The following is a 26074-nucleotide window of genomic DNA, read 5'->3' as shown; positions in this document are numbered from 1 at the left end:
CACGCACTGCCAGGTAGTAAAACCGCCACGACTTGCCCCAAGCCCGTTGGCGCGAGCCGGGCAAAATGGTGCGCCCCAGGTATTAAGACGCCGATCTGTTTGAGTCCCGAGCCGTTAGCGAGGGACGAGTTCGGCGGCGCCTGGGGCGTGCCGTTTTGCCCGGGGTTTCGAGCAGCCCCGGGGAGCAGGGGATTGTTAAGGGGGCCGCGGTGGCCCCCTTAACCTGTCCGCCGGACGGAACCGGCACCAAAATCATCATCCGCATAGCGGATTCCACACCACACGAAACATCACAGTAAGTGCTGGCCGCACGCCGGCGGATCGCCCTGTGGGCATCCGCCCTACAGACAAGGCATGACCGCAGCAAAAACGGTGTTCACTCGCTTAAGTGAACACCATTGCCGCTACGCGGGGCCTTGTGCCTTACCGCACCAGCGCCGCCCGCAGCGGCAGGCTAAGCAGCGCGGCGCTCATCGCCTCGGCCAGGTAATACAGCGAGAAGATGCCGCCATAACTCCAGGTGGAACGCACCGCGGCAAAGCGCTGCTGTGCCACGAAGGGCATGGCGCGCCACAGCGGGGTGCCGAACAGCTTGCCTGCCTGCGCGAACGGCTGCTGGTACAACACCACGCTATGTCGCAGCTGCCCCAGCTGCGCCACCTTCAGCTGGCTTACCCCCCACACCGAGGCAGCCGGCTGCGGCGTGCTGCCCAGCCCCAGCCGTTGCAGCGCATGCACCGGCATGGAGTTGCTGCCATACAGGTACACCACCGCCGGGCTGGCAAAACGCACCACGTCCACCCGCGGCAGCTGCGCGCCGAAATGCTGCCGCAGCCGGCCGCGCAGCCGGGCAAAGCCCTGCTCCATCGCCGCCAGCCGCTGCTGCGCCAGCGCGCTGCGGCCAAACAAGCCGGCCAGCTGCAGGTAGATGTCGCGCGCCACCTGCGCATTGTCGTGATCATGACGATAGGCATCGAAGTACAGCACCGGCGCAATGCGCACCAGCTGCGGTCCCATGTCCAGCAGGCTGGGACTGATGATGATCAGGTCCGGCTTGAGGCTGGCCAGCAACTCCAGATTCGGCTCCAGCCTGCCACCCGCCGACAGCGTGGCGGCAGGAAGAGCCGGGCGCACCACCCATTGCCGGTAATCGTCGGCATCCGCCACCGCCAGCGGCGTGATGCCCAGCTCCAGCAGTTGCTCGGCGGCCTCCCAGCTCAGCGCCACCACCCGCTGCGGCGAACGGGCAAAGTGCTGCACCCCGCTGCTGTCCCGCACGCTCAACGCCGTAGCGACACCGGACCACAGCAGCAATGCTGCCGCCAGCATGATTGTCATCCCGCGCATCATCATGCCCTCCCCCGGCGCAGCCGCTGCAGCAGCAGCAAGCCAATGAAATACGCCCCGCACAGCACCGAGGCCAGGATGCCAACCGGCACCTGCAACGGGAAGATCAGCACCCGCCCCAGCCAGTCGGCCACCAGCAGCAGCACACTTCCCAGCAAGGCGGCCAGCAGCAGTTGCGGCAGCACCCGGCGCGCGCCCAGCATGGCGGCAATATGTGGTGCCAGCAGGCCGAGAAACGCTACCGGCCCCAGCACGCTGGTAACCAGCGCGGTAAGCAGCGCCACCAGCGTCAGCCAGAACAGGCGACTGCGCGCCAGATGCAGGCCACGCCCCTGCGCGACACCGTCGCCGATGGACAGCAAGCTGAGCGCACGCTGGCCGCACAACACCGGCAGCGCCAGCAGCAGCGTGCCGCCGCTCAACAACAGCGCCTGGCTGCCGGATACGCGATAGGTGGAACCGGCCAGCCAGCCAAGAATGGCAAAGCTGTCCGCCGTGCCACGCGCCAGCGAAAACTGCAGCACCGCCTCCAGCAAGGCCGCCAGCGAAATGCCCACCAGCACCATCATGCCCGGCGCGTACTGCTGGCGGCGGCCCAGCCACAGCAACAGGCCCAGCACCAGCATGCTGCCGCCAAATGCCAGCGGCGCACCGTACTGCTGCAGCGGACGGCCCAGCCACAGGCTGGCGGCCAGCAGTGCCAGTGTGGCGCCGGCCGACAGGCCCAGCAGGTCGGGGCTGGCCAGCGGATTGCGCAGCAGCCGCTGCAACACCACCCCGGCCAGCGCCAGCGCGGCCCCACCGGCTACGGCAGCCAGTGTGCGTGGCCAGCGGAACGACCAGATCAGCTCATCCGGCCATGCCAGCCGCCAGCCGTGGACACCCGGCGCCAGGGTCAGGCTGAGCAGCGCCACCGCCAGCAGCCCGGCCAGCAACAGCCCCCAGCCACGCCATGACAACGGCCGCGCCTGCGGCTGCAGCGACAGGTTCTGCTGCCCGCTGCCTGCCGGCTGGCGGCGGGTGAACCACAGCAGCGCCGGCGCGCCGATCAGTGCCGCCGCCGCGCCGCTGGGTACCAGCTCCATGGTGTAACTGCTGGCAAGCAGCGCCAGCGCATCGGTGGCCAGCAACAGCAGCGCCCCCAGCAGCGCGCTGCACAGCAGTTCATCACGCGCGCCACGCGCCCCCAGCATGCCGGCCAGATTGGGTGTCAGCAGGCCGATAAAGCCGATCAGGCCCACCGCGGTGATCGCCACCGAGCTGAGCCACAATGCGGCCAACAGCAGCAACAGCATGGCCGGCCACAGGCCAAGGCCCCGCCCCTGCGCACCACTGGCGCCCAGACGCAGCAGGGTAAGCGGCCGTGGCGCCAGCCACAGTAACAAGAGCACGGGCGCCAGGCGCGGCAGCAGCCACTGCACCCACTGCCAGTCATGCTGGGTCAGGTCACCGGCGCCCCAGATGAACAGGTTGCGGCTGTACTGGTCATGCAGCATCACCAGCAGCGAAGCCAGCGCGCCCAGCAGCAGATTCAGTGCCATGCCACCCAGCACCAGCGGCAGGCCGTTGATGCCGCGCACACCGGCAATCGCCAATGCCAGCAGCACCGCCAGCATGGCGCCGGCCAGCGCCGGCCACTCGCCATGGTTGGCCGCAAGCTGCGGCAGCCAGATGCCGGTGGCCACCAGGCCCAGCCAGGCGCCGGCACTGGCGCCCAGCGTCATCGGCGACACCAGCCGGTTCTGGGTCAGCTGCTGCAGCAGGCTGCCGGAAAAACCCAGCGCCGCGCCCACCAGCAGCGCCATCACCAGGCGCGGCAGGCTGGCATGCCACCATTGCAGCTCGGCGAAATCCAGCGGCGCGCGCGTCAACAGCGCCCACTGCGTGGCCGCTGGCAACGGGTTGCCGATCCGGTTATGCCACAGCGCCATCAGCAGCATGCACAGCAACAGCAGCGGGTAGCGCCAGGAACGGGCCGACTGGCGGCCAAGCGTCATCACCAGCTGCATCTCAGGCCACCACCGCCACAGGATGGGCGCCCGGTTCCCGCGACAGCAGGCGGATATCGATATCAAACAGCGCGCTGAGCCGCGGCGAGTGCAGCAGCGCCTGCGGCGTACCGTCGAAGAACAGCTCGCCACGCTTCAGCGCCACGATGCGGTCGGCGTAGCGCGCCGCCAGATTGATGTCGTGCAGGATGGCGACAATGCCGCGCCCCTGTTCGCGGTTGAGCGTGCGCAGCAAGGCCATCAGCTCGTACTGGTGTGCCAGGTCCAGTGCCGAGGTTGGCTCGTCCAGCAGCAGCAATGGCGCCTGCTGCGCCAGCAGCATGGCGATCCACGCGCGCTGACGCTCGCCGCCGGACAATTGGTCGGCGAGGTGGCCGGCATGGTGGCCGATATCGGTAGCCGCCATCGCCTGCTGCACGATGGCGGCGTCGTCCGCCTGCCAGCGCCCCAGCAGCCCGCGCCACGGGTAGCGCCCCAGGCGCACCAGCTCGGCCACGGTCAGGCCGGCGGCCTCTGGCAGCCGCTGCGGCAGAAAGGCCACGCGCCGGGCAAAGGCGCGACTGGCGTACGCCGCCAGCGGCCGGCCATCCAGGCTGATGTGGCCTTGATCCGGCAGCAACTGCCTGGCCAGCAGATGCATCAGGGTGGATTTTCCCGAGCCGTTATGGCCCAGGATCACGGTGAACTGGCTCGGGTCCAGCGTCAGCGCCGGCAGCGCCAGTATGTTTCGGCCATCGCGACAGACGCGGATGTCACGCAGAGACAGCATCGGCAGACAACTCCTGTTTCAGCAGCGCCAGACGCGCTGCGGGTTTCAGTTTCGGGCAGGTGCTGCACAGCTCGCCGTCGCAACGGCGAAAATGCTGGCAACACACCTTGCGCTCCAGCGCCAGACGCTGGCGGCCATCGTCCAGCGTTACCGCCAACAGGCCGCTGGCCCCCGGCTGCGCCAGCGCGGCCAGCCACTGCGGCGCCAGCGCCTGCAAGCGCGCGTTGTCGAAACGCGCATCGCAGCGCTGCACATGCAGCAATGCCGCCAGCAGGCAGTCGGCCTGCAGCCGGCCGGCCATCTTCGGGTGCAGCGTCAGCTGCTGGTTGATCAGTGCCAGGTAGGGCTGGCAGGCCGCCTGCAGCGCCTGGCCGGCACTGGCGATCAACGCGGCTTCGCTGTCGTGCTGCAGGGTGTGCTGCGCCAGGCGGAAGCCGGCGACGAAACCACCCTGCTGCCGCTGCGCCATGCCGGCCAGCCGCGGCAGGCAGCCGGCCAGGTGCACCGCCAGCACCGCCAGATACACCGGCTGCCACAGCAGCAGTGTCCACACCCGGCTGCCCCAGTAGTGCGGGCCGGCCTCCGGGTGCGCCTGGCGCCAGTGCTGCAGCAGCGCGGCCACCGGGTCGGGGTTGGCCGCATCGGCGGTCAGCTCGCCCGTGGCGGCGGCGGCCGGGGTAGACAGGGAAACGCCGTCCAGCCCCGGCAGGCAGCGGCTGATGGCCGCCAGCAGGCTGGTGGTGTCGGTAACGGAAAGCAGTGGTGACATGCAGGATTCCGGCAGCGCCGCCACCACGCCGCCCCGGCCTTCCCCTGCAACACGGCAGGGGGTTGGCCGGGGCGGCGTGGCGGCAGCCGGGGTTAACGCGGCGCGTAAGCGGCTATCGGGTTGTGCAGCGTGCCGGCGAACTTGAGGTTCTTTGCCGGATCGGCCAGGTCGATCATCTGCTGGTTGTTCCCCAGCTGCAGCCGGTTCAGGCACGAGCGGGTGAACTCGGGCGCAAACAGGTCGTAGCGGGCGAACTTGTCCGCCAGCTGCGGCTGGCTGGCCTGGTAGTCCAGCACGCACTGCGCCACTGCGCGCCAGAACCCGGCCTCCGGCAGCGTGCCGCTGTGGTCGAGAATGGCGCCGATGAAGCGGAAGATGCAGTCGAACACATCGGTAAACAGCGACAGGATCTTCAGCTCCTCCGGCACATCCACCGCCAGGCGCTGCACGCCGGCCGGCAGCACCGCGTGCGGGTTGAGAATGGCGCACTCCTCGGCGATGTCCTTCATGATGGCGCGCAGCGGCACATTGTTTTCCAGCTGCAGGATCAGGTTCTCCCCGTGCGGCATGAACACCAGGTCATGCGCGTAGAAGCAATGCAGCAGCGGGGTGAGATAGGCGGTGAGATAACGGCGCAGCCAGCTGGCCGCATCCAGCCCGGAGCTGCGGATCAGCGCCGGCAGCAGCGCGTTGCCGTCGGCATCGACATGCAACAGCGAAGCCATGGTCATCAGCCGCTGACCGGGCGCCAGCAGCGGCAGCGGGCTCTCGCGCCACAGCGCCGAAAACATCTTCTTGTACGGCGTGTCCTTGACGATGCCCTGCTCATAGTAGTGGTTGCGGAAACCGATGGCCGCCACCTCGCGCAGGATGGTGAAGCCGTTGGCCGCCAGCAGCGGGTCGCTGGCCACATGGTTCTTGATCCACTCGTTGATGGCCGGGGTGGCCAGCATGTAATACGGCGACAGCCCGCGCATGAAGCCCATGTTGAGAATGGACAGCGCAGTCTTCACATAGCGGCGCTCGGGGTGGCTGATGTTGAAGAAGGTCCGGATCGACTGCTGCGCGAGGTAGCCATCGCGGCCATAGCCCAGGCATACGATGTTCTGCTGTGCCACGTCGGCGGCAAACGACAGGGCCAGCTTGTTGAACCACTGCCACGGGTGCGCCGGCATCAGCAGGTAGTCGTCGCCGTTCAGGCCGCGCGCCGCCAGCTGACGGGCAAAGTCGGCCAGGGTTTCTGCCCCCAGCTCCTCTTCCAGCAGGCGCTGGTAGGAAAGATCGCTGATGCTGCTGAAGGTGGCCTTGCTGCGATGCACCGCCAGCCAGATCAGCTGGATCGGCGCCGCAGCCTCCGGCGCGTAGTTGCCGTAATCGGCGGCATCGAAGCCGATGCGGCCGTTGTTGGCCACGAAGCACGGATGGCCTTCCATCATCGAGGTTTCCACCGACTGGAAGTCGGCGCGAGTCAGCTGCTCGGCACTCAGCCCGGCACGGCTGTGCTTGAAGGCGCTGCCATACAGCGTGCTGCTGATCTCGTCGAGATACACCGGCATCATGTCGTCGCCGATATTCAGCTGCGCCTTGAATTCGATGATGAAGGCCAGCGCATCCAGCGTGCTGTCGGCGCCCGCCTCCAGGCGCTGCAGCGAGTCGGCGTCGATATCCCAGTGCTCCAGCGCCAGCAGCCTGGCACGGAAACGGTACTCGGCATCGCGACCAGGCACCGGCAGCCGGTAGTCGCCCCAGTCGCCATTGCGGCCCAGCAGCTGCGGTTGCAGCAACAGCTCGTGGGAAAACTCGGCAATGGCCTTCCTCAGCAGCAGGCGGTTGACCTTGGCCCAGACCGCCGGTTGCAGGTGGGAGACGGCCTGTTGCGGTTGTTCAAATACGGTGGTGTTCATGCGGATTCCTTTATTGGCCGCGCTGCCAGCAGCGCGGCCTGATGTTGTTCACGGGTGCAGAAAGCCAGCTGGGCACGCTTGTGCGGCAGCGCGATCTCGCCCTGGCAGACAAAACCGGCATGGCGGTTGATGGCGTGGATCTTGTCGTTACGCACATCCGGCTCCACCACCACGCGGCGGTTGGCCGGGTCGCGGAACAGGAAGGCCAGGATCACGCGCATCACCGCGCGGGTGAAACCGGCAATGCGCTGCGTGGCTGGCGCCACCAGGAAATGCATGCCGATATCGCCGGCAGCCACCGGGTAGTGCTGGCCCAGCACGTCGTGCTCGGGCCGGTAGCACTCCAGCAGGAAGGCAGGTTGATCGTGGTACAGCCCCAGGTAGCAGGCGGTGTGCTCGCCCTGCTGCAGCGCGCGGTAGGTAGCCTCCACCTCGGCAGGCGTGGCCTGCTGCATGCCCCAGAAGCTGGCATGTGGCTGCGTTACCCAGCCATGCAGCAGCGGGATGTCGGCAGGCACGGCCAGCGGCCGCAGGGCGAACTCACCCACGCCGGGCACCTGCTGCGTGAACAGCGTGGCCGTGGTGGGAGCGGACAGGAATACGTTCATCGGGTCTCCTCAGGCGGCAAGCAGCTTGCGCTGCCGTGCGGCCAACAGGGGGTAGGCCAGCGCGGTCAGCACGAAGCCGCCGGCGGCCACCAGAAAAGGCGTGGCCAGCCCCTGCCCCGCCACCAGCAAGCCGGCAGCGTAGGAGGCGGCCAGCACACCCAGGTTCTGGCAGAAGTTGATCTTGCTGTAGTCGGCGGCGTAGCTGGCCGGCGTACCCAGGCGGAACAGCTGCACGTCCAGCTGCACGGTGAGCTGGAACAGCGCCCAGCCGAACAGGCAGCGCCCGGCCAGCAGCGACAACATGTCCGGCAGAGCCTGCAGCAGCAGGCCGGCGCAACCCAGCAGCAGCATGGACGGCAGGCTGCCCAGCGGCTCCTGCCCTGCCCGTGCACGGCGACGGTTGTGCCACAGGCCGCCCAGCGCCAGCAGTGCCGGCAGCGCGAACACAGCCGCCGCCAGCCGGCTGTCGGCGATGCCGCTCACCGCCTGCCAGTGCAGCGCAAAGAAGGCGCGCACCAGGTAGGCGCTGAAGTAGAACAGCAGCATCAGCAGCCCCAGCCGGTATACCCCTGACAAGCGTTCGCCATCGTCCACCAGCGGCGGCAACGCAGGGTTGGCCACCTGCGGCGCCGGCAGCGGCTGCCACCACAGCAGGTACAGGCAGATGCCGATCTGCAGGGCATCCCCCGCCGCCATCAGCAGGAACACCTGGCCGCCATCCATGTGCTGCAGCGCCAGCCCGCCCAGCAAGGCACCGGCAATACCGCCGAAGTGCACGATCACCGACAGCAGCCCCACGGTGGCGGTGTGCTCGTCTTTACCGGCCAGCGCCATCAGCTGCGGGTACACCAGCAGGTAGCTGCCCTTGCAGGCGATCATCGCCAGCGACAGCAGCCAGAACCCGGCCAGCGAGCTGCTCCAGTAGCAGTACAGGCACAGCAGGCCGGCGGCCAGCTGGGTAAATACCAGCAGCTGCAGTAGCGGCATGTGGCGCACTACCCGCGCCCACAGTGGCAGCGCCAGCATCACCGTCAGGCACATGGCCGCCAGATAGGCGCCCACATGCTGCGGGTCGTGCACGCCAAAACGGGCGGCAAAGAACTGCGGGTAGAACGGCAGCAGCATGGCATCGCTTACCACCGCCACGGCGGTGAGGCCCATCAGCAAGGACTTCTGCTTCATGCGCTGAGCCTCTCCGGCACGCTGGCAGCCTGTAGCGGTGCGGCAAACTGCTGGAAGGCAATGCGCTGCTCGATCGGGTAGTGCTCCACCCCGCTGATGGCGCGGATCAACCACGCGTTGCGATAGCACGCCATGCCCAGGTCCGGCGTTGCCAGGCCGTGGCTGTGCAGCTCGGCGTTCTGCACGAAGATCTCGCTGCCGGCGTGGTCGATGCTGTAGTTGCGGCCAACCTCGAAGCGGCCGCGCGCGTCACGGCGGATGCGTGCGGCGATGGGCTGCAGGAAGGCCGGCTCGCGGTAGCGGTAGCCGGTGGCCAGCACCAGTGCCTCGCTGTCCAGTTCGAAGCTGGCATCCTGCTCCTGCTGGTACAGCCCCAGGCGGAAGCTGCCGCTGGCCTCGTCGTAGCGGCAGCTCTGCAGCGCGGTATTGGTCATCAGCCGGCTATCCACCTCGCCCAGCAGCCGCTTGTTGTACAGCGTGTCGTAGATGGCGTTGATCAGCGACAGGTTGATGCCCTTGTACAGGCCCTTCTGCTGCTGCATCAGCTCGTCGCGACGCGCCATCGGCAGGCGGTGGAAGTAGTCGATGTACTCCGGCGAGGTCATCTCCAGCGTGAGCTTGCTGTACTCCAGCGGGAAGAAGCGCGGCGAGCGGGTGAACCAGTTCAGCCGGTAGCCGTGGTGTTCGATGTCCTGCAGCAGGTCGTAGTAGATCTCCGCCGCGCTCTGGCCGCTGCCGATGATGGTGATGCTGCGCTTCTGCTGCAGCTCGGCCTTGTCGGCGAGGTAGCTGGCGGAGTGCCCGACGCGGTCGGCCACGTCGTGGCAGCATGCCGGCAGCCACGGCACGGTGCCGGTACCCAGCACCAGGTGGCGGCCGCGATACACCTCGCGCTCGCCGCTGCGGGTATGCACGCAGTGCACTGCGTACACGCCGTCCTCGTGGCTCACCCGCTCCACGTAGCGCTGCCAGCGCAGCGCCGGCAGCTGCGCCGCCACCCACTGGCAGTACTGGTTGTACTCGTGGCGCATCATGAAAAAGTCTTCCTTGATGTAGAAGCCGTAGATGCGCCCGGTGGTCTTCAGGTAGTTGAGGAAGCTGAAGCGGCTGGTAGGGTCGGCCAGCGTCACCAGGTCGGCCAGAAACGGGGTCTGCAGCGTGGCACTGTCCAGCAGCATGCCCGGGTGCCAGTTGAAGCCCTCGGCCTTGTCCAGGAATACTCCGTCCATGCCTGGCAGCGGCGCAGCCAGGCAAGCCAGCCCAAGGTTGAACGGGCCGATGCCGATGGCGACGAAATCGTGAATCTTGCTGTGCATCTGCGTGCTCCTCATGCCGACAGTGCATACGGCGGCAATGCCGCGTCTGCCAGGTACTGTTCGCCGTGGCGGCGAATCATGGCGGCCACCGCCGCCAGGTCGGCCAGCGTGGTTTCCGGGTTCAGCAAGGTGAGCTTCAGGTACTGGCGCCCGGCCACCCGGGTGCCGGCAATCACCGCCTCGCCGGAACGGAAGATGGCCTTGCGGATATGCAGGTTGGCCGCATCCACCACCGCCTCCGGCAGCGCTGCTGCCGGCTGGTAGCGCAAGACCAGGGTGGACAGCTCCGGGGCGGCGGCAAACTGCAGCCATGGCTCGGTGCGCAGCATGGTGTAGCCCTGCTGCGCCAGGTCGATGACGCGGTCGAACATGGCGCCGATGCCCGCCTCGCCGACACTGCGCAGACTCAGCCACAGCTTGAGCGCATCAAAGCGGCGGGTGGTCTGCAGGCTCTTGTTGACCAGGTTGGGGGTACCCTCCTGCGCCGCGCTGAGTGGATTCAGGTAATCGGCATGCCAGGTGAGATGGGCGAAATCCCGGCGCTCACGCGCAAAGAAGGCGCTGCAGCTCACCGGCTGGAAGAAAGACTTGTGGTAGTCCACGGTGACGGAGTCGGCGAATGCGATGCCGTTCAGCCAGTGACGACGCGTCGGCGACAGCAGCAGTGCGCCGCCGTAGGCCGCATCGACATGCAGCCAGATACCCTGTGCCCGGCACTGGGCGGCAATTTCCGGCAGCGGGTCAATACTGCCGAAATCGGTAGTACCGGCGGTAGCCACTACCGCCAGCGGCAGCTGCCCCTCGGCCTGGCAGCGCGCCAGTGCGGCGGCCAACGCCGCGGTATCCATGCGCTGGCGCGCATCGCACGGCACGGCGATTACCGCGTCGTAGCCCAGGCCCAGCAACGCGGCAGATTTCTGCACGCTGAACTGGCTGGCGCTGGAGCACAGAATGCGCAGCCGCCCGGCATCCGCAGGCAGCCCGGACTGCTTCACGCTGTGGCCACGGCGCGCGTAGTAGCTGTCCCGCGCCAGCAGCAGTGCCATCAGGTTTGACTGGGTACCGCCACTGGTGAACACGCCGTCGGCATCTTCGCCCAGGCCCAGATGGCCCAGCGTCCAGTCGATCAGCTTCTGCTCGATCAGGGTGGCGCCAGCACTTTGATCCCAGGTATCCAGCGACGAATTGAACGCCGACAGGATCAGCTCGCCCATCAGCGCGGGCAGCAACAGCGGGCAGTTCAGATGTGCCACATAGCGCGGGTGGTGGAAATACACCGCATCGTCCAGATACAGCGCAGCAAGCTCATCCAGCATGGCGGCGTGATCTGCCGCCGGCTGCGCCAGATCGATGCCGGCGAAGGCAGGCGCCAGCTCCTGCGGCAATACGCCGCTGAATGGCCGCTGCACGCTCTGCAGGCGCTCGGCAACCAGCTGCAGGCTCTGCTGCATCGCCTGCCGGTAGGCCGCCACGTTGTGGCGATGGAAAAGTTGTCGTCTGCCCGGCAGCTCGCCGCTGCCCGGGTGCACGAAGGTTTCAGCTGACATAGTCGAATCTCGCATGGTCTGTCATGACGACAGGGGGTGGACCATGCCTGCAGCGGTGCCGCCGGCCGCAGCCGCAACACCGACACAAGCTGTAGCAAGCGGCTACGCGCCGCAGCTACAGGAATACGACTGGCGCGACTGGGGATGGCAGGCGCAATGCGCCACGTTGGCGTGCAGCGTCATGAGGCGGGCTCTCTCGTTTGGCATGAGGCCATCATATTGCAATTGATAACGATTATCAATATGATTCTTTCTCACAAAACGGCAGCACATGGTCTGCCTGCCAGCTTTCACACCCGGATCGCCCGCCGATCCCCACCCTTGGACAACACACCCATGCAGAAAACACACCAGGCCAGAGGCCAACGGCAGCGTCATTCGCTCGGCAATGCCCTGTGCATCGCCACCCTCACCCTTGCCGTCAGCCAGGCATTTGCCGCCGACAGCACCACGCTGGATACCGTGGTGGTAAGCGGCAACCAGGACAGCAGCGCCACCGCGCCCACCCGCGGCTACACGGTGAAATCCAGCAAGAGCGCCACCAAGACCGATACCGCGCTCACGGAGATCGCGCAGTCGGTCAGCGTGGTTACCCGGCAACAGATCGAGGATCAGGGAGCGCAAACGGTAGGCGAGGCGTTGGGCTACAGTGCCGGCACCTTCAATGGCGGCCGCGGCGCCTACGGCCAGTTCGATAACATCGTGCTGCGTGGTTTCAATGACGGCATGACCAGCAACCAGTATCTGGATGGCTTGCGCCTGGTATCGGACGGCTCCACGCTGGCACAGATCCAGCTGGACCCGTACTTCATGGAACGGGTGGAGGTATTGAAAGGGCCAAGCTCGGTAGCGTATGGCACCACCGCCCCGGGCGGGCTGGTGTCCTCCAGCAGCAAGCTGCCGCTGGACAGCAGCTACCATGAAATCGAAGCGACAGCAGGCAGCCACGGCAAGCGCGCCCTGGCATTCGACTACGCCGACAGCCTGAGCGACAACGTCAGCTACCGCCTGGTAGGCAAGGCCTACGCGTCGGACACGCAGCAGGATTACGGCCGTGTCGAGCAGTACACGCTGGCACCGTCGCTGCAATGGAAGATAGACGGCAGCAACCGCCTGCTGCTGCAGGCCTACCTGTCGCATGCGCCGGACAGCGGCACCAACGGCTCGCTGCCATACGAGGGCACCGTTACCGCCCGCAACGGCAAGAAGCTATCGCGCAGCTTCTACGACGGTGCGGCCAACGATGGCGTGATGCGCGAGCAGATGTTCTACGGCTACCAGTTCGAGCACGACTTCAACGACAGCTGGCAGTTCCGCCAGCATGCCCGCTATCAGGAAGTCTCGGTGGATGGCACCTACGCCTACCAGTACGGCTGGAGCGGCAACAGCAATGAGCTGATCCGCTATGCCACCGCCGAAGACGCCAAGACCAAAACCCTGCTGCTCGATAACCAGCTGAGCGGCAAGTTCGGCACCGGGCCGCTGCGCCACAGCCTGCTAGCCGGCATCGACTACCAGCACATGGACAGCAGCGACAATATCGGCTCCGGCGCGCTCAGCAACCTGGATACCGACAACCCGAACTACAACGTTGCCTACGGCAATATCAGCAAGGGCCATTACCAGCGCAGCAACCAGCAGCTGGGTGCCTATCTGCAGGATCAACTGGCGTGGCAGGACTGGCGCATCACCCTGGGCCTGCGCCACGACCAGGCCGAGGTATCGCCCTACAGCGAGAGCAACAACGGCCACAATGGCTGGAAAGGCAGCAAGCTCAGCAAACAGCTGGGCATCGGCTACCTGCTGAGCGAGGCGCTGGTGCCGTACTACAGCTATAGCGAAGGCTTCAAGGTGAGCGGTGCCGGCAATGCCGACCAGAACGGCAAGATCCTCAGCCCGTCCACCACCAGCCAGCACGAGCTGGGCATCAAGTACCAGCCGGATGCCGACACCCTGCTCACCGCCGCCATCTACCAGCTGGAGCAGAGCAACGTGGCCTACTACGACTCCAGCGCGTTCTACTACAAGCAGGTGGGCGATGTCCGCTCCCGCGGCCTGGAACTGGAAGCCAAGACCAGGCTCACCCCCAGGCTGAGCGTACTGGCCAGCTACACCCGTAGCGACATGGAAATCGTCAACGGTCTGAGCAGCGCCACTACCGGCAACACCCCGGTGATGGCACCGGAGCACATGGCCACGCTGTGGGCGGACTACAACTTCGGCAACGGCCTGGGGCTGGGTGGTGGCGTGCGCTACGTCGGCAGCATGTGGGCTGACAATGAAAACACCGCCAAGCTGCCGTCCTACACCCTGCTGGACATGGCGCTGCGCATGGACCTGGCCCGCTTCGATGCCCGGCTGAAGGGCGCCTCGCTGCGCCTGAACGTCAGCAACCTGCTGGACAAGGAATACGTAGCCTCATGCTATGACCTGAGCGGCTGCTACTACGGCGCCGGCCGCGGCATCAGCGCTACCGCCAGCTACAAGTGGTAAGTAGCGCAGCCAGCGTTGGCCGCATGCCCGGCGGGTAAGCGCCGGCATGCCAGAGAGTACTGACAAAGTCCTTTTGCCCCGCAAAAGGACTTTGTCTTGTAACCGGGAAGGCTGCCGATGCAAAGACCTGGCAGGACGGCCCGGCTTTACGGTATCCGCAGACGGGTAAGCGGGTAGTTTGTCAGCAGCCTGCGGCCCGCGACTCACTGCGCGAACGGCAGCGGCTGCGACAACACCAGCTCCACCTCGCAGTCCAGCGCCACGCCGTAGGTAGGCATGGTCAGCACCACATTCTCCAGCCCGATGCTGGCCAGGCTGCGCCGCAGCCGGTACAGCAGGTTGTAATAACTGGAATCGCTGACCTGCAGCGCCCGCACGCCCCACACCATGCTGATCAATGCCTCCTTCTGTATGCCCTGGCGCGATATGCCGCGCAGCAAGGTGTATTCGTTGGTACTGACCCTGGCACGCTGGCCGGTGTGGGGGTTGATGATTTCACGCTGGGTGGATAGCTGGATACGCTTTGGCATGATGCAGACCTGTATTGCTTTCGTGCTGCCGGCAGCTGAAAACGCGCCGACCGGCAGAGGGATGAGCGCATCTTCAGCCGGTAAAAATGTGTGGTCAATACATTTTGAATGATTTTGCGATTTTGAATGAATTGAATGTTTTACTGCATAAAATGCACATTTATTGCCAGCCGCCGCGCTTGCCAGTAGCATGACGGCTTCTTCAGGCAGAGCAGCCATGTCCGAACAAGAATTCGTTACCACGCGCCAGGCCGCCGAAGTGATCGGCGTCAGCTACACCACCATCCAGCGCATGGTGGAACAGGGCTTGCTGAAAGCCTGGAAGACCAGCGGCGGCCACCGCCGCATCAGCCGCGCCTCGCTGAATGCCTATATCACCGGCAAGGCCGCCCGCAAGCTGCGCTCGCAGCTGCTGATCTATCACGTGGAAAAGCAGGAACAAAAACGCCAGCAACTGGCGCAGATGCTGGCCGGCTGGGCACTACCGCTACAGGTGCGCGCCTTTGACGAAGGCATCAGCGCGCTGGTTGCCATCGGCCAGGAGCGGCCGGACGTGCTGATCATCGACCTGCTGATGCCCGGTGTCAGCGCCTTCGACCTGCTGCAATTGCTGCAGCAGCCGGAACACCCGCTGGAAGGCATCGATATCGTGCTCACCAGCGATATGGACAACACCGCGGTACAGCAATGGGCCAGCCTGCCGGCCAACGTGGTGTTCTACGGCTACCCGCTGCCGCAGCAGCAGATGCAGGGCTACTTCCAGGCCAAGGCGCAGATGCTGTAACCGTTACCGGCATGAAAAAACCCGCCAGCGGCGGGTTATCGAACAGACTTGCGGCCAACCTTACACTGGCGCGCGCTTGGCCAGCTTGAGCTTGCCGGACAGCCAGGTATGATCGTAGCTGACGATCTCGAACGGGTTGCCGAACGGGTCCACGAAGGACAGCGAGCAGAAGAAGCTCTGGTCACGCACGCTGTCGCGGGCAATGGTCTGGCCTTCGCTGTTGAGCACGCGCTCGCCGGCCAGCTGATCGATCCACTCCAGGAAATCCTGCCCGTTCACCACGAAGGCGATGGCGCCGGAAATCGCGCCGGCACCGTCTTCCTGGCTGATGGCAAGCCGCACCGTGCCGCTCGGGTTCGCCATCATGATGACGCCGTGCGGGCCATCCTGCATGTGGCGGTAGCGCGCATCCGGCGACAGGCCCAGCACGCGGCTGTACCAGTCTGTGGCGCGTGCACTGTCACTGACGCGGATATGGATGTGATCGATCTTGCCCAGACTACGCATGCTGTCCCCTAAGCCGGCCGCCAGCAGTACGCGGCGGCCAATATCTGAATTCTAACCGGTTTTATCGATAACACCGCAACGACTATGCCCGTGGCGCCAGCAGCGGCGCCAGATAATGGCCGGTATGGCTGGCCGGGTTGACCGCCACCTGTTCCGGCGTTCCGCTGGCGATGATCATCCCGCCGCCGGCACCGCCTTCCGGCCCCAGGTCGATCAGCCAGTCGGCGGTCTTGATCACGTCCAGGTTGTGCTCGATCACCACCACGGTGTTGCCGTTCTCGCGCAGGCGGTGCAGCACCTGCAGCAGCAGGTCGATATCGTGGAAGTGCAGGCCGGTGGTCGGCTCGTCCAGGATGTACAGCGTGCGGCCGGTATCGCGCTTGGACAGCTCCAGCCCCAGCTTCACCCGCTGCGCCTCACCGCCGGACAGCGTGGTGGCGCTCTGCCCCAGGCGGATATAGCCCAGGCCCACGTCCATCAGCGTTTTCAGCTTGCGCGCCACGGTGGGCACCGCACTGAAGAACTCCAGCGCCTGCTCCACCGTCATCTCCAGCACTTCGGTAATGTTCTTGCCCTTGTACTGCACTTCCAGCGTTTCGCGGTTGTAGCGCTTGCCGTGGCACACGTCGCACGGTACGTACACGTCGGGCAGGAAGTGCATTTCCACCTTGATGACGCCATCGCCCTGGCAGGCCTCGCAGCGGCCACCCTTGACGTTGAAGGAGAAGCGCCCCGGGCCGTAGCCGCGCTCGCGCGACAGCGGCACGCCGGCAAACAGCTCGCGGATCGGCGTGAACAGGCCGGTGTAGGTAGCCGGGTTGGAACGCGGCGTGCGGCCGATCGGGCTCTGATCGACGTTGATCACCTTGTCCAGTTGCTCCAGCCCCTTCACCGCACGGTACGGCGACGGCTCCTCGCTGGCACCGTTCAAATCACGGGCGGCAATCTTGTACAGCGTATCGTTGATCAGTGTGGATTTGCCGGAGCCGGACACACCGGTAATGCACACCAGCATGCCCAGCGGCAGCTCCAGCGTGACATCCTTCAGGTTGTTGCCGCTGGCCCCTTCCAGGCGCAGCAAGCGCTCCGGATTCACCGCGCGGCGTTCGGCCGGCAGCGCGATGCTGCGGCGGCCGGACAGAAAATCGCCAGTAATGGAATCGGTGCAGGCCGCCACTTCCTCCGGCTTGCCCGCCACCAGCACATTGCCACCGTGTTCGCCGGCGCCCGGCCCCATGTCCACCAGGTAGTCGGCGGCACGGATGGCGTCTTCGTCGTGCTCCACCACGATCACGCTGTTACCCAGGTCGCGCAGCCGCATCAGCGTGGCCAGCAGGCGGTCGTTGTCGCGCTGGTGCAGGCCGATGGACGGTTCATCCAGCACATACATCACGCCGGTAAGGCCGGAGCCGATCTGGCTGGCCAGGCGGATGCGCTGCGCCTCGCCGCCGGACAGCGTGTCGGCGGAGCGTGCCAGGCACAGGTAATCCAGGCCGACGTTATTCAGGAACGACACCCGCTCGCTGATTTCCTTGACGATCTTCTCCGCCACCGCCTGCTTGTGGCCGCTGAACTCCAGCCCGGCAAAGAAGTTGGCCGCATCTTTCAGCGACAGCTGGTTGATCTGGTGCAGGGTCTTGCGGCCAACAAAGATATGCCGCGCTTCCTTGCGCAGCCGCGAACCGGCGCAGGACGGGCAGCACTGGTTGTTCTGGTACTTGGCCAGCTCCTCGCGCACCGCGCTGGAGTCGGTTTCGCGGTAGCGGCGCTCCAGATTGGGGATGATGCCCTCGAAGCTGTGCGCGCGCTGGAACCTGGTGCCGCGCTCGGACTGGTAGGTAAAGTTGATTTCCTCGTTGCCGGAGCCATGCAGCACCACGTGCTGCACGCGCTGCGGCAGGTCCTCGAACGCCAGGTCCAGCGAGAAATCGTAATGCTCGGCCAGCGCCTGCAGCATCTGGTAGTAGAACTGGTTGCGGCGATCCCAACCCTTGATGGCGCCGGCGGCCAGCGTCAGCTCCGGGTGCGCCACCACGCGCTTGGGGTCGAAGAAGGTGATCTCGCCCAGGCCGTCGCACTTGGGGCAGGCCCCCATCGGGTTGTTGAAGGAGAACAGCCGCGGCTCCAGCTCCGGCAGGCTGTAGCTGCACACCGGGCAGGCGAACTTGGCGGAAAACCAGTGCTCCTGCTTGCTGTCCATCTCCACCGCGATGGCGCGGCCGTCGGCATGGCGCAGCGCGGTCTCGAAGCTTTCCGCCAGCCGCTGCTGCATGTCCTCGCGCACCTTGAGGCGGTCGATCACCACCTCCACGGTGTGCTTCTTGTTCTTGTCGAGCTTGGGCACCGCCTCAAGCTCGTATACCTCGCCGTCCACCCGTACACGCACGAAGCCCTGCGCGCGCAGATCTTCGAACAGGTCGAGGTTCTCGCCCTTGCGGCCAACGATGACCGGCGCCAGGATCATCACCCGCGTCTCGGCCGGCAGCGCCAGCACGTGATCTACCATCTGGCTTACTGTCTGCGAAGCCAGCGGCACGTCGTGGTCCGGGCAATGCGGATCGCCAACGCGGGCGTACAGCAGGCGCAGGTAGTCGTGGATCTCGGTAACGGTACCCACTGTGGAGCGCGGGTTGTGGCTGGTGGCCTTCTGCTCGATGGAAATCGCCGGCGACAGGCCCTCGATCAGGTCCACGTCCGGCTTTTCCATCAGCTGCAGGAACTGCCGCGCATAGGCGGACAGGCTTTCCACGTAGCGGCGCTGCCCTTCGGCGTACAGCGTATCGAATGCCAGCGACGACTTGCCGGAGCCGGACAGGCCGGTAATCACCACCAGCTGGTGCCGTGGCAGGTCGAGGTTGACGTTCTTGAGATTGTGGGTGCGCGCACCGCGGATGCGGATGGATTCCATGCCTGTCTCACCGTGATTCGGGGAACCTGCTACTATACCGGACTTGGCATACCCTGCTCCACACGACTGGCAACGCAGGTATCGCCAGCCGCGTTACCTGTTGAAACAGCAAGCGCCACCGCGCCACGCTACACTGCCGCCGGCAGCCTGACCTGCGTTGCTGCCCGCTTAAGCCCGAACCCGTTCCTGATGACTGCTCTCGAATTGCGCGCCAGCCTTGGCCTGGCCGGTATCTACGCCCTGCGCATGCTGGGCATGTTCCTGATTCTGCCGGTATTCGCCCTGTACGCCTCCACGCTGCAAGGCGCCGGCAACCACACCCTGATCGGCCTGGCGCTTGGCAGCTACGGCCTGGTACAGGCCCTGCTGCAGCTGCCACTGGGCATGTTGTCCGACAAGGTTGGCCGCAAGAAGGTGATCTACTTCGGCCTGCTGCTGTTCGCCATCGGCAGCTTTGTCGCCGCCAGCGCCCACGACATCGGCTGGCTGATCGTCGGCCGGGTAATACAAGGCTCCGGCGCCATCTCCGCCGTGATCACCGCGCTGCTGGCCGACCTTACCCGCGAGGAAAACCGCACCCGAGCCATGGCCATGATAGGCATGAGCATCGGCACCACCTTCGCCGTCAGCCTGGTGCTGGGCCCGCTGCTGGCCAAGCATATCGGCGTCAACGGCATCTTCGCGCTCACCGGCGTGCTGTCGCTGATGGCGCTGGTGGGGGTGTGGAAGATCATTCCGGACCCGGTGGTATCGCGCTTTCATTCCGACGCCGAGGCCAATACCAAGCGCCTGCCGGCGGTACTGCGCAACCCGCAGCTGCTGCGCCTGAACTACGGCATCTTCGCGCTGCACGCGGCGCAGATGGCAATGTTCGTCACCATCCCGTTCGCGCTGACCAGCACCGGCGGCCTGGACAAGGCAGATCACTGGCAGGTGTACCTGCCGGTGGTGGTGGCCGGCTTCTTCCTGATGGTGCCGGCCATCATCTACGGCGAGAAAAAAGCCCGCCTCAAGCAGGTATTCGTGGCCGCGGTGGCGCTGATGACCGCCGCGCAGCTGGGTATGGCGCTGGCGCTGTCCAGCTTCTGGATGATCGTCACCTGGCTGACGCTGTACTTCATCGCCTTCAATATCCTGGAAGCCACCCTGCCCTCGCTGATCTCCAAGATCGCGCCAGCCGATGCCAAGGGCACCGCCATCGGCGTGTATAATACCGCCCAATCCATCGGCCTGTTCCTGGGCGCCGCCCTGGGTGGCTGGCTGTACAGCCATTTCGGCGCCGCCGGCGTGTTTGGCTTTACCAGCGTACTGATGGCCAGCTGGCTGCTGCTGGCAGCCACCATGACCCCGCCCAAGGCAGTGAAGACTCAGATGATTCACCTGGACGACGACTGGCAGGGTGACCGTGCCACGCTGTCGCAACAGTTGCTGGCGCTGGACGGCGTCAGCGAGGTAGTGATCATGCCGGACGAAGGCGTGGCCTACCTGAAGGTATCGCAACAAGGCTGGGACGAAACAGGCGTGCGCCGCCTGCTGTCCGCCAAGCCATAGTCATCGACAGGCCGGCACGCTACACTGCGCAGGCTGCGCCAGACGCAACCATGCGCAAGACTGAATTTTCCGGAGAACTGCATGAACAGCATTACTTTTGATGGCCGCCTGGCCGCCGACGCCGAACTGCGTTACACCCCCAGCGGCGAACCGGTACTGAGCTTCCGCGTGGCCAGCGACATCGGCTTTGGCGAGCGCAAGACCACCAACTGGTTCAGCTGCCAGGTATGGGGCAAGCGTGGCGAATCGCTGAAGAACTACCTGGCCAAGGGCCAGCAGGTTACCGTGTACGGCCAGCTTACCCTGCGCGAGTGGACCGACAAGGAAGGCGTAAAGCGCACCTCGCCGGACGTACGCGTGAACGAGCTGAGCCTGCAGGGCGGCCGCCGCGACGACATGCCGCCGATGGATGACGGCTACAGCGCCCCGGCTCCGCGCATGGAGGCACCGTCCGCCCCGCCGGCAGCCCCGCGCCGCATGGACCCGAAGCCGGCACCACGCATGGACGATATGGACGACGACATTCCGTTCTAATTTACACCTACGACATCAAGTGTAAAGTTTCACCCTAGAGCCCTGCAGTAGCAGGGCTCTTTTCATTTGTCTTGTCAATCAACACTCAGCTTAGGTAGCGGATTAGGGCTGCGAAAGTCATAGTGGGCTGCAGTACGGCCAAAGTAGACGACAGCGTGACCGATGACAATGACCGAACTCCTATTGGAAGCGGCCGAAAATGCATCTAATCAAAGAGGTGCAATTCAGTGGGTTGCGGCATGAAGCTGGAAACAGCTCCTTTGATTTTTCTCAGTTCACACGGTTGCGGCACTCAATAAAATCAGAACATACGACCCACCGTGCAATCATGCTGTCATGGGGCGTTGTGTAGATACAAAAATAAATCATCACGAAAGCATCCCCACCATGAAACGCACGCTCCTGAGCCTACTAGCCGCCACCAGTCTGCTGCAACTACCCGCCGCCTACGCTGGCCGCCTAGAAAAGATCCAGACCGCCAATGAACTGAAAGTCTGTATCTGGCCGGATTATTACGGCATTTCCTACCGCAACCCTAAAACGCTGCAGCTCTCAGGTATCGATATCGACATGGCCCATGCGCTTGGGCAGGAGCTGCGGGTACCGGTGCGCTTCATCGACAGCTCGTTTGCTAACCTGATCAATGACATCGAGCAGGACAAGTGCGACATCGCCATGTTTGCCATCGGCATCACGCCACAGCGTAGCGAACACTTGCGCTTCACCCGCCCACACCTGATGAGCGACATCTACGCTATCACCTCTCGCAGCAACCGCCGCATCCAGGGCTGGGCCGATATTGACAAGCCGGGCACCGTGGTAGCGGTGGCCAAGGGCACGCTGCACGAATCGGTGATGCGCGAAAAACTGAAGCAAGCCACTTTGCTGGTAACCGCTACCCCGCAGGGGCGAGAGCAGGAAGTGGAAGCCGGTCGCGCCGATGCATTCATGACTGACTACCCATTCAGCCGCCGCATGCTGGAAACTACCGATTGGGCCCGCCTGGTGTCACCACCGAGTACCTATCACCTGACACACTACGCCTATGCCATGCAGAAGGGCGACGATGCCTGGTATCAGCGGGTATCATCCTTCCTGGATAAGGTACGGGCCGATGGTCGCCTGCAGGCAGCCATCAAGCGCAATAAACTGGCTCCGATCGCGGAGTATTGAGACGGGTTAACATTTTGTACAGTTTGGCATTCCAGGCTCCTGCGGAGGCACGCCGCCGGCGCCGCAACGTCTTTCTGACGGCGATCGCGCTTGTGCTGCTGGCCGCGGCCATTGCCACCGGTTCGGTATTATGGCGGCTGCACAACGACACTCTGGAGCGGCAGTTTGCGCTGGCCGGCCTGACCGCGCGCGCCATGGAAGACCAGCTGACACAGAGCCTCACCGTGGTGGAGCGCACGCTTACCCTGGCCGGCAGTGATCCACAGGCCCACCAGCGACTGTCGTTCTACCTGCAGCAGGCGCCGTATCTGCGCTCGATTGCCCTTGCCGATGCCACTGACCACATCCGCCACAGCTCCAATGCGGCCAACCTTGGCATCGCGCTGGATCGTCGCATGTTCATGCCGCAAAGTACGGCGCCGGTGGCGGTGCTGCGCAGCGGACCGCTGTTTGCCGGCCGCGATTTCGCCGATCTGCGGGCCACTGCCCGACAGCCAGATGACACCCTCAGTTTCATTCCGCTATTGCTGGATGCCGCCCAGCCGGATGGCAGCTGGCGCACTACCGTCGCGGCACTCAATACCGACTATTTCCTGAACTTCTACAACTCGCACCTCGCCGCCGAACAAGGTCAAGTCGCCCTGCTGCGTTACGATGGCAGCCTGCTGATCAGCAGCAACCTCCAGCCGGCGGCCACGGTATATAGCCCGGCCCTGCGCATTCAACTGGCGCAGAGCGAAGCCGGCAGCTTTACTGAACAGCTGGCGGACGGCAGACAGCTAATCAGTGCCTACCGGGCATCGCGTGTGTATCCGTTCATTATCGTGGTACGACTGGACCGCCAGCAGGTATTGGCCAACTGGCGCCACGAGGCGCGCTTCGCCGTTGCGCTGGTCAGCGGCATCCTGCTGCTGTTGATCGGCATGGCCAGCGTGTACTACCTACGTTTCGAGAAGCTGGAAGCCCGCCGCCAGCGAGATGAAGAACAGCTGCGCATTGCCGCCGCTGCGTTCGAATCGCAGGAGGGCATTTTCGTTACCGATGCCAACAACAACATCCTGCGGGTCAACCGCGCCTTTAGTACCATAACAGGTTACAACGAGGCAGAAGCCGTCGGCCAAACACCGCACCTGCTGAGTTCAGGTAAACATCCACAAGCGTTTTACGACGAGATGTGGCGACAGTTACAAAGTTGTCGCTTCTGGAGCGGTGAAATCTGGAACCGCCGCAAGAGCGGCGACATTTACCCGGAGTGGCTCACTATCACCGCGGTGAGCGATGCCCAGGACCACATCAGCCACTACGTTGCCACCCTGACGGATATCACCCAGCGCAAACGTGCCGAGGAGGAAATCCGTAATCTGGCGTATTACGACCCGCTGACCCGGCTGCCAAACCGCCGCCTGTTGCTGGAACGCCTGCAGCAGGCAGTCGGCAGTGCCGGGCGACGCGGAAATGAAGGCGCGCTGCTGTTCATCGATTTGGACAACTTCAAGACCCTGAACGACACCCTTGGCCATGACATGGGCGACTTGCTGCTGCAAGATGTTGCCCAACGCCTGAACCACTGCGTACGCGAGGACGACACCGTGGCCCGTCTGGGCGGCGATGAATTCGTGGTGCTATTGCCCAATCTGAGCAAGAACTGCGACGAAGCGGCGAAGCTTGCTCTCCGCCTGGGTGAACGCATCCGGCTGGCACTGAATGCGCCCTACGACCTGGCCGGACATGACTACCACTCCACCCCCAGCATTGGCATTGCCATGTTTGCCGATGGCCAGCATAACGGCGACGAACTGATGAAACGGGCCGATCTGGCCCTATACAGTGCGAAGGCAGCTGGCCGCAATGCGGTGCATTTCTTTGAACCGCAGATGCAAAAGACGTTGAGCGAGCGCGCCAGTCTGGAAACAGCTCTGCGCCAGGCCGTGGCTGACGGCCAGCTACGGCTGATGTACCAGCCACAAGTTGACCAGGCTGGCAACATTCATGGTGCGGAAGTGCTGCTGCGCTGGTTGCATCCTAGTCTTGGCCTATTGAGCCCGGACCGCTTTATTGCGCTGGCAGAAGAAACCGGGCTGATCATACCCATCGGTCAATGGGTGTTGGAACAGGCCTGCTTCCAGCTACAACAGTTCAGTCAACAGCCAGCCATGGCCGACATCAGCCTGTCGGTGAACATCAGTATTAAGCAGCTGCGGCACCCAGACTTCACCCGCCAGGTTCAAACCATTCTCTCCGCCACCAGAGCCCCGCCACAGCGGCTAGTACTGGAACTGACGGAAAGCGACCTCGTGGATGACATCGAAGGCTGCAGCCACAAAATGGCACCACTGAGACAAACCGGCGTACAGTTTGCGCTGGATGATTTCGGTACCGGCTATTCGTCACTTGCCTACCTAAAAAAACTGCCACTGGACCAGCTGAAAGTTGATCAGTCCTTCGTGCGCAATGTTATGCACGACCAGCACGATGCCGCCATTGTGCGTACCGTCATAGTGCTGGCCAGGGCGCTAAATCTGAATGTGTTGGCTGAAGGGGTAGAAACGGCGGAGCAGCTGGCGTTTCTACAGCAACAAGGCTGTCATAATTATCAAGGTTATCTGTTTGCTCAACCTCTGCCTCTGACCGACTTAATAGCTATGAAACAGAATCAGATGCATACACTAAACAGATTCACGTTATCGGCATAACAAACTAAGAAAAGTTGGTTAATACTGCTATCCAGAACCTTAATCTGTACCGTTCTACGTGGACAGAGAGTTAAGCACTATGGACTGCCCCGGCTCCTGTAGGGGCGCATGTCCAAAACTCTGAGTGAACCGGTCGTTCCTTTCTTCTATGCGGAAAGACGGCATTGGCCGAGAACTGGTCATCAACGATAGATGCCACCAGATGGCAAAATCGCCCGCCGGGGATACCGGCGGGCGATTTGCATGTTGGCCGTGCAGCTTACAGCGCTACCAGCTGCCCGTTCTTGAAGGTGTAGACGCTGATCGGCGAGTTTTTCAGGTCATGCTTGTCGTCAAACTCGTAGCTACCTGCCACGCCCTGGTATTTGATGGAAGCCAGTGCCGGCTTGTACTTCTTGGGATCAATGGAATTGGCCTTCTGCATGGCCTTGGCCAGCAGAATCACGCCATCGTACATGGATGCCGCATAGGTCAGCGGTTCGGAGTTGAAGCGCTTCCTGTAGGCCGCCTTGAAGCTCTTGCCGGCATTGCTCTGCTCCAGCACCGGGCCGCCCTGCGGACAGAACACCTTGTCGTCTACCGTCTTGCCACCCAGCTTGAACATTTCCTCGTTACAGATGCCGTCACCGCCTAGCAGGTAAGCGTTCAGCCCCAGCTGGGACATTTGCTTGCGCAGCGGGCCACCCTGCGCGTGGTAGCCGGCATAAAACACGCCATCCACTTTCATGCCCTTGATCCGGGTAAGGATCGCGGTGAAATCGGTAGCCTTGTCGTTGGTGTATTCACGAGTGGCAATCTGCACCCCGCTGCCTTTTGCCGCGCGCTCAAACTCATCGGCCAGGCCCTGGCCATAAGCCGTGCGGTCGTCGATCACCGCGAATTTCTTCGCCTTGATATTCTTGGCCGCAAACACTGCCATGCGCGTGCCGGACTGGCTGTCGGTGCTGCCGATGCGGAACACATACTGGTAGCCGCCCTGCGTTACCTTGGGGTTGGAGGCCACGGTTGCCATCACGATTTCCGCATCGTTCAGTAGCTTGGAGATAGGAATGGCCACGCCGGAGTTATACGGGCCGAGCACGGCGTTGACACCGGCATCGACAAAGCGCTGTGCCACCAGCATGCCGGTGCGCGGGTCGGCCGAATCATCTTCCGATACCAGTTCGAAACGGGTTTTCTTGCCGCCAATCACCAGCCCCTGCGCGTTGATGTAATCCAGCGCCATGCGGGCGCCGTTTTCATCGTCCTTGCCAGTGGCTGCCTGCGGGCCGGTAAGCGGGCCGGTCAGGCCGATTTTCACTACCTGATCGGCGGCAAATATCGCGCCGGAAACCGAGCAGCCAAAGGCCACTGCGATACAGCCAGCCAGCACTTTCTTGGAAGTTTGCATTGCTATTCTCCTGATTGATTTTTTTTTGGTGGGGGGGAATGTGTGCAGTCACCGGCCACA

19 protein-coding genes are annotated in these 26074 nt (G+C 64.0%); 6 read left to right on the top strand and 13 right to left on the bottom strand.

All coding sequences use genetic code 11. The features are described 5' to 3' along the window. Positions 1-423: 423 nt before the first annotated feature. The 9 genes from ACFOKJ_RS06080 to ACFOKJ_RS06040 all read right to left on the bottom strand — a co-directional run bounded on the left by ACFOKJ_RS06080 (position 424) and on the right by ACFOKJ_RS06040 (position 11451). Positions 424-1338: an iron-siderophore ABC transporter substrate-binding protein gene (locus tag ACFOKJ_RS06080; RefSeq protein WP_390277507.1), complete on the bottom strand. Its 915-nt coding sequence runs from the start codon at positions 1336-1338 to the stop codon at positions 424-426. Between the two features lie 11 nt (positions 1339-1349). Beyond that, the gene (fhuB, locus tag ACFOKJ_RS06075) at positions 1350-3356 is read right to left on the bottom strand and encodes a Fe(3+)-hydroxamate ABC transporter permease FhuB (protein WP_390277505.1); all 2007 of its coding nucleotides are present in this window, start codon (positions 3354-3356) and stop codon (positions 1350-1352) included. Between the two features lies 1 nt (position 3357). Next, complete coding sequence (locus ACFOKJ_RS06070; RefSeq protein WP_390277503.1) at positions 3358-4125, bottom strand: ABC transporter ATP-binding protein; 768 nt, start codon at positions 4123-4125, stop codon at positions 3358-3360. Beyond that, a complete protein-coding gene (locus tag ACFOKJ_RS06065) occupies positions 4109-4894 on the bottom strand; it encodes a siderophore ferric iron reductase (RefSeq protein ID WP_390277502.1) in 786 nt (261 codons plus the stop codon). The genes ACFOKJ_RS06070 and ACFOKJ_RS06065 overlap by 17 nt, the downstream gene beginning before the upstream one ends. A gap of 92 nt (positions 4895-4986) precedes the next feature. Next, complete coding sequence (locus tag ACFOKJ_RS06060) at positions 4987-6798, bottom strand: IucA/IucC family protein (protein WP_390277501.1); 1812 nt, start codon at positions 6796-6798, stop codon at positions 4987-4989. Then, positions 6795-7406 (bottom strand): GNAT family N-acetyltransferase, encoded by a 612-nt coding sequence (locus ACFOKJ_RS06055; protein ID WP_390277499.1) that lies wholly within the window; start codon positions 7404-7406, stop codon positions 6795-6797. The genes ACFOKJ_RS06060 and ACFOKJ_RS06055 overlap by 4 nt, the downstream gene beginning before the upstream one ends. A 9-nt stretch (positions 7407-7415) precedes the next feature. Continuing rightward, positions 7416-8588 carry an MFS transporter gene (locus ACFOKJ_RS06050; RefSeq protein WP_390277497.1) on the bottom strand — a complete coding sequence of 391 codons (1173 nt, stop codon included), beginning with the start codon at positions 8586-8588 and terminating at the stop codon, positions 7416-7418. Next, positions 8585-9904 (bottom strand): lysine N(6)-hydroxylase/L-ornithine N(5)-oxygenase family protein, encoded by a 1320-nt coding sequence (locus ACFOKJ_RS06045; RefSeq protein WP_390277495.1) that lies wholly within the window; start codon positions 9902-9904, stop codon positions 8585-8587. The genes ACFOKJ_RS06050 and ACFOKJ_RS06045 overlap by 4 nt, the downstream gene beginning before the upstream one ends. Positions 9905-9915: 11 nt before the next feature. Continuing rightward, entirely contained in the window at positions 9916-11451 is a 1536-nt protein-coding gene (locus tag ACFOKJ_RS06040; protein WP_390277493.1) for a pyridoxal phosphate-dependent decarboxylase family protein, read from the bottom strand. Positions 11452-11787: 336 nt separating this feature from the next. On the opposite strand from ACFOKJ_RS06040, the gene ACFOKJ_RS06035 reads away from it, so the two are divergent. After that, positions 11788-13944 carry a TonB-dependent siderophore receptor gene (locus ACFOKJ_RS06035; RefSeq protein ID WP_390277491.1) on the top strand — a complete coding sequence of 719 codons (2157 nt, stop codon included), beginning with the start codon at positions 11788-11790 and terminating at the stop codon, positions 13942-13944. A gap of 203 nt (positions 13945-14147) precedes the next feature. Here the strand turns inward: ACFOKJ_RS06035 and ACFOKJ_RS06030 are convergent, their stop codons facing one another. Continuing rightward, a complete protein-coding gene (locus ACFOKJ_RS06030; protein WP_390277490.1) occupies positions 14148-14474 on the bottom strand; it encodes a hypothetical protein in 327 nt (108 codons plus the stop codon). 217 nt (positions 14475-14691) lie between these two features. Here ACFOKJ_RS06030 and ACFOKJ_RS06025 point away from each other — a divergent pair, with 217 nt between their 5' ends. Continuing rightward, a complete protein-coding gene (locus tag ACFOKJ_RS06025; protein ID WP_390277488.1) occupies positions 14692-15258 on the top strand; it encodes an excisionase family DNA-binding protein in 567 nt (188 codons plus the stop codon). A gap of 60 nt (positions 15259-15318) precedes the next feature. Here the strand turns inward: ACFOKJ_RS06025 and ACFOKJ_RS06020 are convergent, their stop codons facing one another. Both ACFOKJ_RS06020 and uvrA read right to left on the bottom strand, forming a co-directional pair. Beyond that, positions 15319-15765 (bottom strand): VOC family protein, encoded by a 447-nt coding sequence (locus tag ACFOKJ_RS06020; protein WP_390277487.1) that lies wholly within the window; start codon positions 15763-15765, stop codon positions 15319-15321. Between the two features lie 82 nt (positions 15766-15847). After that, complete coding sequence (gene uvrA / locus ACFOKJ_RS06015) at positions 15848-18673, bottom strand: excinuclease ABC subunit UvrA (RefSeq protein WP_390277485.1); 2826 nt, start codon at positions 18671-18673, stop codon at positions 15848-15850. Positions 18674-18862: 189 nt separating this feature from the next. Here uvrA and ACFOKJ_RS06010 point away from each other — a divergent pair, with 189 nt between their 5' ends. From ACFOKJ_RS06010 to ACFOKJ_RS05995, 4 genes are all read left to right on the top strand, one after another. Next, positions 18863-20224: an MFS transporter gene (locus ACFOKJ_RS06010; RefSeq protein WP_390277483.1), complete on the top strand. Its 1362-nt coding sequence runs from the start codon at positions 18863-18865 to the stop codon at positions 20222-20224. 81 nt (positions 20225-20305) lie between these two features. Continuing rightward, on the top strand, positions 20306-20758 hold the full coding sequence (locus tag ACFOKJ_RS06005; RefSeq protein ID WP_390277481.1) for a single-stranded DNA-binding protein: 453 nt from the start codon (positions 20306-20308) through the stop codon (positions 20756-20758). Between the two features lie 387 nt (positions 20759-21145). Next, positions 21146-21931, top strand: a complete 786-nt coding sequence (locus tag ACFOKJ_RS06000; RefSeq protein WP_390277479.1) for a substrate-binding periplasmic protein — start codon at positions 21146-21148, stop codon at positions 21929-21931. 395 nt (positions 21932-22326) lie between these two features. Beyond that, positions 22327-24624 carry a putative bifunctional diguanylate cyclase/phosphodiesterase gene (locus ACFOKJ_RS05995; protein ID WP_390277477.1) on the top strand — a complete coding sequence of 766 codons (2298 nt, stop codon included), beginning with the start codon at positions 22327-22329 and terminating at the stop codon, positions 24622-24624. Between the two features lie 259 nt (positions 24625-24883). Here ACFOKJ_RS05995 and ACFOKJ_RS05990 read toward each other — a convergent pair whose 3' ends face one another. Beyond that, on the bottom strand, positions 24884-26014 hold the full coding sequence (locus tag ACFOKJ_RS05990) for a branched-chain amino acid ABC transporter substrate-binding protein (RefSeq protein WP_390277475.1): 1131 nt from the start codon (positions 26012-26014) through the stop codon (positions 24884-24886). Between the last annotated feature and the right edge of the window lie 60 nt (positions 26015-26074).

This window comes from Vogesella amnigena (assembly GCF_042648905.1).
Taxonomy (GTDB): Bacteria; Pseudomonadota; Gammaproteobacteria; order Burkholderiales; family Chromobacteriaceae; genus Vogesella; species Vogesella amnigena.
The sequence above is the reverse complement of the archived record's forward strand: the minus strand, read 5'-3'. Positions and strand labels throughout refer to the sequence as shown.